At 50.2% G+C, this 13102-nt stretch carries 8 protein-coding genes and 2 pseudogenes; 7 read left to right on the top strand and 3 right to left on the bottom strand.

Annotated features, from left to right (window positions below):
* Nucleotides 1–162: 162 nt before the first annotated feature.
* The 5 genes and pseudogenes from KQP84_RS12930 (at nucleotide 163) to KQP84_RS12910 (ending at nucleotide 5037) form a co-directional block, all read left to right on the top strand.
* Nucleotides 163–1041, top strand: coding sequence for a manganese catalase family protein (locus KQP84_RS12930; protein WP_215846842.1), 879 nt, complete (start codon nucleotides 163–165; stop codon nucleotides 1039–1041).
* 49 nt (nucleotides 1042–1090) lie between these two features.
* Nucleotides 1091–1921 carry an MBL fold metallo-hydrolase gene (locus KQP84_RS12925; RefSeq protein WP_215846841.1) on the top strand — a complete coding sequence of 277 codons (831 nt, stop codon included), beginning with the start codon at nucleotides 1091–1093 and terminating at the stop codon, nucleotides 1919–1921.
* Nucleotides 1922–2032: 111 nt separating this feature from the next.
* Nucleotides 2033–3148, top strand: a complete 1116-nt coding sequence (locus KQP84_RS12920) for an ABC transporter substrate-binding protein (protein WP_215846840.1) — start codon at nucleotides 2033–2035, stop codon at nucleotides 3146–3148.
* Between the two features lie 165 nt (nucleotides 3149–3313).
* Nucleotides 3314–3720, top strand: a pseudogene (locus tag KQP84_RS12915) (DUF2231 domain-containing protein).
* A gap of 12 nt (nucleotides 3721–3732) precedes the next feature.
* On the top strand, nucleotides 3733–5037 hold the full coding sequence (locus KQP84_RS12910; protein ID WP_215846839.1) for a PQQ-dependent sugar dehydrogenase: 1305 nt from the start codon (nucleotides 3733–3735) through the stop codon (nucleotides 5035–5037).
* 544 nt (nucleotides 5038–5581) lie between these two features.
* Here the strand turns inward: KQP84_RS12910 and KQP84_RS12905 are convergent.
* Together KQP84_RS12905 and KQP84_RS12900 are read right to left on the bottom strand one after the other, a co-directional pair.
* Nucleotides 5582–6901 (bottom strand): MFS transporter, encoded by a 1320-nt coding sequence (locus tag KQP84_RS12905; RefSeq protein ID WP_215846838.1) that lies wholly within the window; start codon nucleotides 6899–6901, stop codon nucleotides 5582–5584.
* Between the two features lie 374 nt (nucleotides 6902–7275).
* A complete protein-coding gene (locus KQP84_RS12900) occupies nucleotides 7276–8259 on the bottom strand; it encodes a GT-D fold domain-containing glycosyltransferase (protein ID WP_215846837.1) in 984 nt (327 codons plus the stop codon).
* Between the two features lie 731 nt (nucleotides 8260–8990).
* On the opposite strand from KQP84_RS12900, the pseudogene KQP84_RS12895 reads away from it, so the two are divergent.
* A pseudogene (locus tag KQP84_RS12895) lies at nucleotides 8991–11302 on the top strand (membrane-bound PQQ-dependent dehydrogenase, glucose/quinate/shikimate family).
* Between the two features lie 183 nt (nucleotides 11303–11485).
* Nucleotides 11486–12475, top strand: a complete 990-nt coding sequence (locus KQP84_RS12890) for a lysozyme inhibitor LprI family protein (protein WP_215846836.1) — start codon at nucleotides 11486–11488, stop codon at nucleotides 12473–12475.
* A 54-nt stretch (nucleotides 12476–12529) separates the two neighbouring features.
* Here KQP84_RS12890 and KQP84_RS12885 read toward each other — a convergent pair whose 3' ends face one another.
* Nucleotides 12530–12922 (bottom strand): GFA family protein, encoded by a 393-nt coding sequence (locus tag KQP84_RS12885; protein ID WP_215846835.1) that lies wholly within the window; start codon nucleotides 12920–12922, stop codon nucleotides 12530–12532.
* Nucleotides 12923–13102: the final 180 nt, after the last annotated feature.

Below are 13102 nucleotides of genomic sequence, written 5' to 3'. Positions count from 1 at the left end.
ATTCCACGCCTCGCTTTCTATAGTTGGCTTGCGGGTTATCTGTTTCTCTTCAATAAATTAATAGTCACATAATTAGCGGGTTTATCCTGAGGCGCAGCGAAAAACGCCTTAAATACAGATAAGCCCTTTAGCGAGATTGATTGACTTTATCTGGAGAGCGCAATGTTTCGTCATGTTAAACAAATGCAATATACCGTTCGCGTTGCTGGTCCAAATCCGGGGCTGGCTAACTTACTGTTAGAACAATTTGGCGGGCCTCAAGGGGAACTGGCGGCAGCATGCCGTTATTTTACCCAAGGGCTGGGCGATGAAGATCCGGGTCGTAAAGATATGCTGCTGGATATCGCTACTGAAGAGTTAAGCCATCTGGAAATTATCGGTAGTCTGGTTGGCATGCTCAACAAAGGTGCTAAAGGCGATCTGGCTGAAGGTGTGGAAGAGGAAGCCGAACTTTATCGCTCACTCACTAACGGCGGCAACGGCAGCCACACCACCGCGTTACTTTACGGTGGCGGCCCGGCGTTAACCAACTCCGCCGGTGTGCCCTGGACAGCAGCCTATATCGATACCATTGGCGAAGTTACCGCCGATCTACGATCCAATATCGCCGCTGAAGCGCGCGCTAAAATTATTTACGAACGTCTGATCAACGTAACCGATGATCCCGGCGTAAAAGATGCGTTGGGCTTTTTGATGACGCGCGAAGTGGCGCACCAGATCTCATTTGAAAAAGCGCTCTATGCAATCCGTGATAATTTCCCGCCAGGAAAATTACCGCCAATCGAGCAGTACGCACACACGTATTACAATATGTCTGAAGGGGGCGATATTCGCGGTAGCTGGAATTCAGATGAGAATTTCGATTATGTAGCCGATCCGCAACCTGCAGTAGACGGTGGCGATGGTTTATCCAAAGTGACCTTGTCTGATAAACAAAATACGCATGTTGAAAATATGGCCATCCGCACCCAATCCGATCCCACCATCAATCCTTTAACCGGAACCGATCTGGGCAAAGGCATACCAAAAGAGCAGCAGTGATCGGGAGACGTGCCTGTTGACGCAGGCACGCTGAACAAAAGGAGAAGTCATGCGCATTCATCATCTGAACTGTGGATGTATGTGTCCAGTCGGTGGCGCGTTGTACGATGGTTTCAGTGCATCACCTTTCGCCCATTTAGTGTGTCATTGCCTGTTGCTGGAGACCGATGCACACGGCTTGGTTTTAGTGGATACCGGCATGGGATTACAGGATATCCAACGTCCCGCCGATCGCCTTTCGGGCTTTTTCCGCGCCATGAACAACATTCGCTACGATGAGCAACTCAGTGCCTGGCAGCAGGTGGTGAATTTAGGGTTCAAGCCCGACGATGTTCGCCACATCATTCTGACGCATCTGGATTTTGATCATGCAGGCGGCATCACCGATTTTCCACAAGCGCGTGTGCATCTGTTACAGCGAGAACTGCAAACGGCAACCGGGCAACAAAGCTGGTTACGACGTCAGCGCTATCGGCCTCAGCAGTGGGGCAGCCACGATGGCTGGCGTGGTTATCCTGATGGGGGCGAGCGCTGGTTCGGTTTTGACGCCGTCAGGGCCATTGATGAGTTAAGCGATGACATTCTGCTGGTGCCGCTGCCGGGACATACATTAGGGCACGCTGGCGTCGCGATCCGTCATGGAAAAGGCTGGATGTTGCATGGTGGCGACGCCTGGTTTTATCGCGGCGAAATGCACCAGGAAACGCGCCATTGCACGCCCGGTTTGCGCTTCTATCAGTGGATGATGCGCAGCGATACACAAGCATGGCGTACTAACCAACAACGCTTACGTGAACTGTCGTTGCAGCACAATGATGAGGTCACGATGTTTTGCAGCCACGATGCACGCGAGCTTCAGGCCTTCACTTCACGGCGCTAATAGTATTCCTAAAATCATTTTCATCGATCGCTTCCCCTTATCTGATTTATGAGTGATAGTAACGGCGATTTACAATAATAATTCTCATTATCATTTATATGGGTTATTTCGATGAAAAAATGGATGTTAGCGCTGGGGTTAATCACGCTGGTAGGATCGGCATCGGCTAAAACAATTACTGATGTCGCCGGGCGTCAGGTCGATGTCGCCAATGAATCAAAACGTATTATTTTAGGTGAAGGGCGACAGATCTACTTGCTGGCTGCCTTTGATACCGAGGCGCCGTTTCAACGGGTAGTTGGCTGGCGCGATGACTTTCACAAAGCGGATTGGGATGGTTATCAGGCGTATGAACAGCGCTATCCGCAAATTAAAAAACTGCCGACCTTTGGCGGGGCAAAAGATGGCACGTTTAACGTAGAGCAGGCGCTGACGTTAAAACCAGATTTAGTACTGATGAACCTTGAGTCCAAAGCGGCAACGGATGAGGGCAAATTGATTGAAAAATTGCAGGCTGTTGGTATCCCGGTGGTGTTTATCGATTTCCGTGAAGCGCCGTTTGTGAATGCTGAGAAAAGTATTCGTATTATGGGAGAGTTGGTGAACAAACCGGCCCGTGCGCAGGCGATCATCGACTTCCGCCACCAGCAAATTCAGCGTGTCACCTCACGTTTGCACAGTTTCAACGGCTATCGCCCGAAAGTCATGATCGATCGTGCAGGCGGTTACAGCGACGAATGTTGTATGTCATTCGGCAATGAGAATTTTGGGCAAATGGTGGAAATGGCTGGCGGCGATAACATTGCCAAAAATCTCATTCCTGGCACCTTCGGTACTCTCAATCCAGAGCAAATCATTGCCAGCCGCCCAGATGTGGTGGTGGTCACGGGTGCAAACTGGAAAAATTACAATACGGTAGGGAAGTGGATTGGCGTTGGGCCGGGGGCTGACGTCACGGAGGCAACGGCGCGCTTAAAAACGCTGATGATGCGTGATGCTTTCAAAACCCTACCGGTTGCACATAACGGCAATGCACACGCCATCTGGCATCAGTTCTATGACAGCCCTTACCAGTTTGTTGCTATTCAGGCATTGGCAAAATGGCTGCATCCCGATCTGTTTGCCGATCTTGATCCAGATAAGACCTTCCGTGAGTTCCATCAGAAATTTTTACCGCTACCTTACCAGCCTGGTTATTGGGTAACGTTACCCGCAGATAAACGTTAATGTTCCCCTCGGCGGCAGAGATGCCGCTGTTTAATTTCTTTTTCTTGCTGAATTAACCTGCCACTTTTCTTCATGTTTACTAATATTTTACAGGCGCGAAGTCGGTTGCTTGAGGAAGCGAAGTGCCGTCTTCACCCCGTTTATTAACAGAATATGGAGAGGAAAATGCGCACTACCTCGGGAAGGTCGGCTTTCGCCGTTACGCTTTACGCTCTGCTTGAGCCGCTGCCGTTGGGCTTTTTTAGCGCCGCCTGGCTATTCGATATTATCTACATGCGAGGCTTTGAAATCATGTGGACCGATGCCGCCAGCTGGCTCATTGTTTTTGGTTTGGTCATAGCGGTTTTGCCACGTTTAATCAGCCTTGTTTATCTATTTCGTGGCAGTGCAGCACCCGAAAAACCCACTTTTGGCTCTCGTTGCTGGCCATTATCCTTGCTGTGCTAAACGCCTTCATTCATAGCCGTGATGCTTATGCGGTGGTGCCATTAGGCGTCATACTTTCTACGCTGGTGGTGGCACTGTTGCTGCTGGCAAATGTTCAACTCGCGTTACGTCAACGCACCGCTTAAGGAGAAGCCGAGATGAAAATGCAGCATAAAACGTTACTCGCCGTGACCTTAATTGCCTTGCTGGCGGGCTGTGACGATGGCGCGCTGATTGATCCGCAAAAGCAAACCGGCCCCAATCCTGAACTGCCACAGGCGCAAAATTTTGTTATGCCGCCAATGCAGGTGCCAGAGGGTGTACCGTGGAAAGCGGGTGAAATGCCGAAAGTGGCAAAAGGGCTAAAAATCGAGAAGATCGCCGAGAACTTGCAACATCCACGTCAAGTCTACGTACTGCCGAATGGCGATGTGCTAGTGGCGGAGTCTAACGGGCCACCAAACGCGACAGCCAGGCCGAAAGAGCTGATAACAGGCTTGATTCAAAAATCTTCGGGCAAAGGCGGCGCAGGCGGCAACAGCATAACGCTGCTGCGTAACGTAAACGGTAAGTGGGAAAAACATCGCTTCATCGAAAATCTGTTTTCACCATTTGGTATCCAGCTGGTGGGTAATACGCTGTATGTCGCGAATGCCGACAGCCTGGTGAAATTTCCTTATACCGAAGGCGAAACGGAGATTCGTACCGCGCCTGAAGAGGTGACTGACCTGCCGGGCGGACCGATCAATCATCACTGGACTAAGTCGCTGCTGGCAAGTCCCGATGGCAGCAAGTTGTATGTGGGAATAGGATCCAATAGCAACATCACTGAAAACGGCATTGGCGCTGAATATCGCCGCGCTGCGATCCTTGAAGTCGATGCTGCCAGCGGGGCAAGTCGCATTTATGCCAGCGGATTACGTAATCCTACCGGTATGCAGTGGGAACCGCAGAGCGGTAAGTTGTGGGCCATTGTGAACGAACGCGATGAAATTGGTTCGGATCTGGTGCCGGATTACCTGACGTCGGTGCAGGAGAAAGGCTTCTACGGTTGGCCTTATAGCTATTTTGGTCAGCACATTGACCCCCGTGCCGAACCGCAGCGTCCCGATCTGGTTGAGAAGGCCATCAAGCCCGATTACGCGCTGAGCTCGCACGTCGCGCCGCTGGGCCTCCTGTTCTACCAAGGTGACAACATGGCGCAATATCGCGGTGGCGCGTTTGTGAGTGAACACGGGAGCTGGAACCGCAAGCCGTTAAATGGTTATCAGGTAGTGTGGGTGAAATTTGAGCAGGGTCAGCCGGTGGGTCAGCCGCAGCCGATTGTTACCGGTTTTTTGACGGATGATCAAAAGCAAGTTCGTGGATTGCCAGTAGGATTAGCTGAAGATAAGCAGGGTGGTGTTTTGATCGCCGATGATGCGGGTAACAGCATCTGGCGCATTAGCGCAGCAAACGAATAATCGGTTAAATGCTGGGCAATAAAAAAGGATTTGGCTTGAGGCCAAATCCTTTATTTTTTGTTCGTTCCCCGGCTGGTAACCGGCTTCGAACGAGGTGCTCAGCACTCTCCACAAAAGTTATTCTAAATAGTGCGGCGAAAGTTTTCAAGTTTGGCTAAAATACTGTATGGTTATACAGGTGTTGAGGGGTGAGTTTAGCCTCAAGATTGACTGGCCGCTCCCAGGGGCACGGTTTTTAAATCCCGGCAGGCATCAGGTGGTGCTGGCCTGTGGCTTTAACCTTGAGTGCCGCTCAGCTCTCTCCACAAGATGTGCTTAGGCACCCGGCGGGTAGAGTCAAAGCCTCGGTAGCCGAACAGCGCGCTCCTGTAAAAGGAGAAGGAAAGTGATGGAACTGACAAGGCTGATTCTGGATATCATCCGAATCATTTTGCAGATCATCGTTGCCCTTATGCAACTGACCGGTAAAGCATACTAACCGGAACTTGAGACAAGGCGGAGCTAACCACTCCGCCTTTTTTCATGTTAATGCGCTGATGCGCCGTCAGGCCGTTTGCTGCGTCACGTTAGCCTCAGTTTGAGGGTGCAAGCGCTTCTCCGGTTGCAGCAGCGTCATCGCCAACATGCTGCCAAACGCGATCACAGCGGTGACGGTAAACATGGCGTTATAGCCATAATATTCGGCCAACCAACCGCAGAGCATCGGGGAGATGATCGCGGCGAGATTGGCAATAGCCAATGTCATGCCACTGTAGGTTCCGACCGATGATTTCGGCGTTACGTCAATCACCACAGACCAGTAAACATTGTTCACCAGTGCGTTCAGTGCGTTGCCCAGCGTCATCAAGGCGATAATACCCGCCGCTGAGTGCATCCACGGAATGGCCATAAAACAGCAGGCGGTGCCGCACAACGTGACGGCGGCAAAAACATTACGTGCCAGACGCAGATTGTTGAAGCGAGCCAGCAGCCAGTCGGCAAAACGTCCCCCGAGCAGCACGGTAATACAGGCACCGCTCCATGGAATCATCGCGACGTACCACAATGCGTGCAGATCGTAATGAAAGTTATCCTGCAGATATTTCGGCATCCACGTCACCAGCGTAAAGGTGATGTAGAGAAAGGAGAAATAGCCCAGCGCATTGCACACCAGCGTGCGGCTGGTAAAAAAGCGCCACCACGGCAGCGGGGTATCGTCGTGTTGAGTCACCTTTTGTCCGCGGCGAATAAACTCACGTTCTGCGGCATGGGTTGCAGCGCTGGTATCTGGGCTATCGCTGAAGGTGCGGGCAAAAAGCAGCATTGCCAGCAGCGACATCACGCCAAGCAGGATAAACATCATGCGCCAGTCGTTGGTCAGCAGCAGCAGACCGACAGCAATCGGCGCTGTCAGTAACGATCCAACTTGGGTAGAAAGCAGGCCAATACTCAGAGCGAAACCGCGTTCGTTATCGGGTGCCCAGTGCGCAATGGCTTTGTTCATCAACGCGTACGCTGGGCCTTCCGAAAAGCCAAACATGATGCGTAACGCCGCAAACCCCATGATGGCCGATCCGCCAAACAGCGCCATGCCTAAATCACCCGCCCAGGCAGTGGCAATTTCCAGAATCGACCAAAGCACGCCAGCCATCATCCAGACTTTTTTAGTGCCGATACGATCGGCCAGAAAGCCACCACACAGCGATCCAAACAGATAGCCAAAGCCAAAATAGCCCAGCACCGCCCCAAGCTGCACTTTTGAAAAGTGATATTCCGCTGAAATGGCATTCGCGGCAAATGAGAGTGCGCCGCGATCAACATAGTTAATCAGGGCAATGAGAAACAGCATTGAAAATATAGTGTAACGATAGCGACCCGGGTTCATCTCATCTCTCCTGAATAAAAAACTGACAGAAGTGATAAGCAAAATAGATGCCTGAAATGATTAACTATCGTAAAAACAGGGACATAAAACTATAAAAGAGGCCCGTAGCGAGACGGAATAACAATATTGCTGATTAATTGTGCGGTTAATAATGAGCCTGCGCATCAATTTGGTGCGGATTTTGCTCGCTACATGACAACCAGATGCTTTTGTTGACGCTGGCAGGTTAGCGTTATCCATGATGAAGGAAGTATTCCGCGCACCCGGCTAAAAGCCTGACGGTGCGAAAGGATTGTGGCTGCAAGCGGTGAGCGCGCGCCTTGAACAAACATATCGCTTACCGCGAGGGACGGCATAAATCCTTTGAGCGAACGTCAGGCAGCCGTTTCATGGGAAGAAGCCAAAGGCGGCTGATGAAGGGTGATCGCGGCGGGTGTGGTTTCATCAATATGACACAGAATTTGTTGCTGATAATTGCTATCCAGCACAGCGCTATTTTCACTTAATAACACACCCACTTCGTTTACGTTTTTCCCTTCAACTTTTATTTTTGTGGTAGCTGAAGCCAGCATCCACTCATATTCGATATCTACATGCCCACTATCAATACAGCGAATGCCTTGCAAACTGAGATCATAAGCCAGCACGGTTGCCGTCGGGCCCAGTGAAATAAGGACCAGATCAAATTCACTGGCGTGGACTAAAATAGAGGCATAGAGCGGGTCATAAACTGAAAAAGCGTTGCGATTAAGCGTGGTTATCCGCTTAATTTCTTTTGCACCATCCAGTAAGTCGTTACCTAATCCCAATCGTGTTCCGCTTCCTTCAACAATTAATACTTTTCGGTCCTTAAACAGTAATTTAAATTTGTCGAAAATGGCGCGTGATAAATTTTTGCTTTTGTAATCATGATAAGGGCGCGTTACGGACGTATTGCCATATTGATAATTCTTACTCAACAAGTTCTCATAGCGTGAAAAGTAAAATGATTTATGGAAGAACCAAAACAGGGCGGCACCTGAACGCATCTGGCGGGTGTTACGAAAACCATCGGGCAGGCAGATCAGACAATCGGGATTATCCTGCGGACTGCGCTGCAACAGCGTTTTAAGCCGGGCAGAGAGGCGCTCATCAAAGGGTTGAAAGCCAATATTCTTGTAGTAAGTCATTTCCAGTTCGCCATCACCGTACCGTGCCAGCGAGAGCTTTTCATTTCTTAATAACAGATCTATCGTTTCTTCAATTGAAAGGATAGCTATTTTATTTACTTTTTTCTGTGCTGCGGGGTATTTAACCGAAGCGTGAAGGAACTTGATCGGAAAACGGAATTTCCGATAGATAGAATAAAGCATGGCCATTATTTACCTGCCTTTAAGGTGGCGATTTAACGCATTCTGGTGGCGTTAAAACAGAGAATCATCAGGAGCATGTTAATATTATCTATAACACGTTAAGAATTATTTCAAAGCTGCGAAATATCCTAAAGAGAATGATGAGCATGAAATGCAATCATAAATTAATGTTTTATTAAAAAATGATTTTTATGAAATAAGAAGAAGTCGAGATGAATGATAAGTTTCAATAACGAGAATGGGGGGCGCTTAAAATTCAACCCAATGAAAATATTAGTAATTATTTTATTTTGGTTCTTAAATCAATTTAAATTGATCGTTATACTTCATCCGCTATTAAGAATAATTGCAGGGCAACAAGGATTAACTGTTAAACTATTTTTGATCTTTCAACAGGATTTACGTAAAGATTCGTACGAATGGGTGAGAGAATTAATCCTTGTTTTGCACAAAAGATGCGATAAATCTGGGGTAATGGTTAATTTTATGTGATGAATGTCACGGAAAAGTCTTAACAAAAAGCGCTGAATGCCCGCCGCTACGCTAATCTTCGCCCGCCAATTCGTTAATTAAACTAAACACTCGCCATTTACAGTGATTTTACAAAATCATTACGTTGGTTAAAATCGCGTTGATTTTATGTGTTTTTATTTGAGTAATCATCATTATTGATGGCCTGAGGAAGGATCATGGTTAACAAAATTACCAGTGTAATCATCGCAATCGTCGCGGTTGTGATGTTGTACATGGGGGAGAACTCCTGCTGCTTGGAGGCAGTGCATTCTATGCGCTGATGGCGGCAGGTTTATTGATCACAGCAATTTTACTGTTCCTGAATAAACGCAGCGCCTTAACGTTTTATGCACTGCTGATGTGGATCACATTATTTTGGATAATCTGGGAAGTCGGTTTTGATAAGTGGCAATGGATTCCACGCGGCGACCTGTTTGGCGTAATCGGCGTATGGCTGGCGCTGCCGTTTGTCGTCCGCCCGCTTTATCAAGGTCAACGCCGCTTCCATCCGCTGCTGGGCAGTACGGTTGTGATCATGGTTGCCTTGGTGATTGGCCTGTGCTTTTACGATCCGTTGCCGCAACAGGGCACTATCAGCAATACGCGTGCGCCTTCTGCCTCTACGGGCGCGGGTAATGACTGGAGCGCGTATGGCGGTTCAACCAATGGCCTGCGTTTCTCGTCACTGAATCAGATCACCAAAGATAACGTCAAGGATCTGGAAGTGGCCTGGACGTATCACACGGGTGATTTGCGCCAGGGCGATGACGCGACCGAATACACCTTTGAAGCTACGCCGCTGAAAGCCAACGGTATGTTGTATTTCTGTACACCGCATAACGAAGTGCATGCGCTTGACCCCGAAACGGGTGCGGTGAAATGGAAAACGACGCCGGATAAAAATCGCTCTTATCTGCAACAGCATCAAACCTGTCGTGGCGTAAGTTATTACGAAGAGAGCAACGCGGCTGCAGAAAACAGTGCTGCGCAACCCGCAATGTGTCGCAAGCGCATCTTCAACGCGACCACCGATGCACGTCTGATTGCCTTTGACGCTGACACCGGCAAACGCTGCGCCGATTTCGGCCAGAACGGCGAAGTCAATCTGCGTGACAATATGGGCGAAGTGCGTCCACACGCTCTGATGCAAACTGCGGCACCGCTGGTCGCTGGCAATCTGGTGATTGTTGGGGGCTCGGTGATGGATAACGGCTTTAACACCGGCAATCCATCGGGTGTGATCCGCGCTTATGATGTGATCACCGGCCGTTTGGTCTGGAACTTCGATCCAGCAAACCCGGAAAACACCGCGCCGGTTGCGGCTGATGCGACCTATCCACAAGATACGCCAGTCGCATGGGGCACGCTAAGCGCTGACCTGAAAAATGGTCTGGTGTACGTACCGTTTGGTAATGCGTCACCGGACGAAGTGGGTATTGAGCGTGATGCCAACAGCAACACCGAGAAATTTCGCGATGCGCTGGTCGCGCTGGATCTGAAAACCGGTGCCTTCAAATGGCGCTATCAGAGTTCGAACCACGACTTGTGGGATCGCGATAATCCTTCTCAACCGTCGTTGGTTGATATCACCTACAAAGGTAATGCGCAGCCGGCTGTGATTCTGCCGACCAAAACCGGCAACCTGTTTGTGCTGAACCGTCTTACCGGCGAACCGGTTTATCCGGTTGAGCAGGTTAAGGTTTCAACCGAAGGTGGGGTGGAAGGCGAGAAGTTTGCTGCTACGCAGCCCGTTTCCAGCCTGAACTTCATTCCGCAACCGCTGACTGAAAAATCGATGTGGGGCATCACCCCGTTTGATCAGATGAGCTGCCGTGCGAATTTCCGTGAACTGCGTTACGACGGCAACCCATGGACGCCATCAACGGAAAAAGGCACGTTGGTTTTCCCAGGCAACATCGGGGTGTTTAACTGGGGGTCGGTGGCTATTGATCCTGAACGTCAGATGTTAATTGCAACACCTGTTCGTCTGGCCTACAAATACAACTTGATCAAACGTACGCCTGAGACCGCCACTCAGCGCACCTTCACCAAAGATGGTCAGCCTTACTGGAATGAAAACTTCCACGGCGACTATGCCATTCATATCCAGCAGCTGGCTTCCGGTCTCGGTATTCCGTGTATCGCGCCGCCGTGGGGACGCATGGTGGGTGTTGACCTGAAAACCGGTAAAACTGAATGGCTGCGCCGCGTAGGCACCACCAAAAACCTGAAAACCAGCTTCCTGCCGGGCCGTTTCCCAATCGGGTTCCCGATGGGTATGGTGGCGCACGGTGGGCCGCTGGTTACTGCGGGCGATGTGGTTTTCCACGGCGCAACGGCGGATAACTTCTTCCGTGCTTATGACAGCAGCACCGGTGAGTTACTGTGGCAGACTGAACTGACTGCTGGCGCACAAGCCACGCCATCAACCTTTATGGGTAAAGATGGTAAGCAATATGTGGTTATCGCCGCAGGCGGTCACGGCTCGCTGGGTACACAAGCGGGTGACAGCGTGGTCGCGTTCCGACTGAAGTAAGCGTAACAGGCTGAGTGCCAGCGTGTCTGGCACTCAGCTTTTTGATTTGCCGATTATTTAAGTCAACACTTCTACACCCATTCCTCAGCTTCGCGCTATCGAAAACAGCCACCTCAACCTATAATTACAGCCCTTTTGGGCATCCTGCCGCTTCGCTATCCTTACGTTCCACTAAAGAGAAAAATGAAAACGTTTTTTATCTCCCTGCTGACAGGTTTGGTCTTGCTGCTCTCGACCGCAGCGCAGGCAGTTGATTGCCAGCGTGCAAGCAGCCCGACCGAACAAATGGTGTGTCGCGATCCCGAGTTGCGCTGGTTGGATCACACCTTAGATGCCCGCTGGCTTGAACAGCTGGTGGGGCAAGCACAGCCCAACGGCAAACTCTATAACGAGTGGCTGCAACAGCGTAAAGCCTGTAGTAGCCCGTTTTGCCTCAAGCGCGCCTATTTTCAGGGCTACGGCCAGCTGTTTAACGCTAATCGCCATATCGACTGGAGTGGTGAGTGGTGGAACGTCAGCGCCACCAATGGCGAAAGTGGACGTTTGGTGATTAAAAACGCCAGTGATTTTTCTGCCGAACTGGATCTGCACGCCGTACGGGGTGCTTACAAAATTGATATCGATAGCGAAGCGCGCCGCTACTATGGCGTGCTCTATGTCAACAATATCAACGGGGCAGAAAATTGCGCCATGATTGTGGTACCGCGTCAAGACGGCAACCTGGAAGTCAGCACACAAAGCAATGGCAGTTGCGCATTACTTTTCCCCACCGACGTACGGCCTGATGGCGTTTATGTGAGAGGAGATCACGATCCCCGTCCAGCCTCGACGCTGCTGAATACAGGAATCTTACCCGATGAAAAACTGGACAGTGCGTTTCGCCAGTTGGCAGGTGACGAATATGCGCAATACGTCGCCACGGCTAATGCCCTGCATTACACCCAAGATTTGGATAATGTGTCAGCGAAAGCCATGACTTTGCGCGTCATTGGCGAAGCCAATCGCCGTGCGGCAATCATCATGTACAACCCAAGTGGCAGTATTTGGGCAATGCGTGTTGCGCCCAATGCGCAGAACAAACTGGAATTCCATTACCTGACCAATCAGGAAGACAAAAGCGCTATCCCTAAAACGATTCAGGGATGGCGCAGCCACTTTATTGTTACGCAGTAAATCACGCTGACCACGTCGATCTTATTCAGGTTGGCGTCATCAACGTCCGCCGATTTAATCTTCGAATCGGCTTGTGGCGTCACGGTCGCCTTCATAACGCCTTATCAGCGGAAACGGAGGCAACCAGGATTCACGACGCACGATCCAACTTTCGTAAGTCGGCTTTAACTGGTCGGTGCTATCCAACGATCCCAGATTTACTTCGATTTCATCGTCGGAGCGTGCGAAAACAGACGAGCCGCAGTGTGGACAGAAAAAGCGTCCAGCATAGTCACGCGTTTCTCCCACAATGGTCACCGCCTGCTGAGGGAATATGGCAGAGGCGTGAAAAAGCGCGCCATGATGCTTACGGCAGTCAAGGCAGTGGCAAAGGCCAACCCGGTAGGGAACTCCTGAAGCCTCAATGCGCACTTTGCCGCACAGGCAACCGCCCGTAAATTTTTCCATACGCTATCTCCTCAAAATAAAAGAAGTGGAATAGTTACCCTTAGGTCGAAACAGGGCAGTTTCTTACTATTCAGCGATTGCGCTTAAAGATGAAGTTTTTAAACCTGTAGTGTGATGGAGGTGGCAGCGTTATCGCCACACAGCAAAAGGCGAAACCATCGTCGCTCCCGTTAAACCGCA

This window comes from Candidatus Pantoea bituminis, from assembly GCF_018842675.1.
Classification (GTDB): domain Bacteria; phylum Pseudomonadota; class Gammaproteobacteria; order Enterobacterales; family Enterobacteriaceae; genus Pantoea; species Pantoea phytostimulans.
The sequence above is the reverse complement of the archived record's forward strand: the minus strand, read 5'-3'. Positions and strand labels throughout refer to the sequence as shown.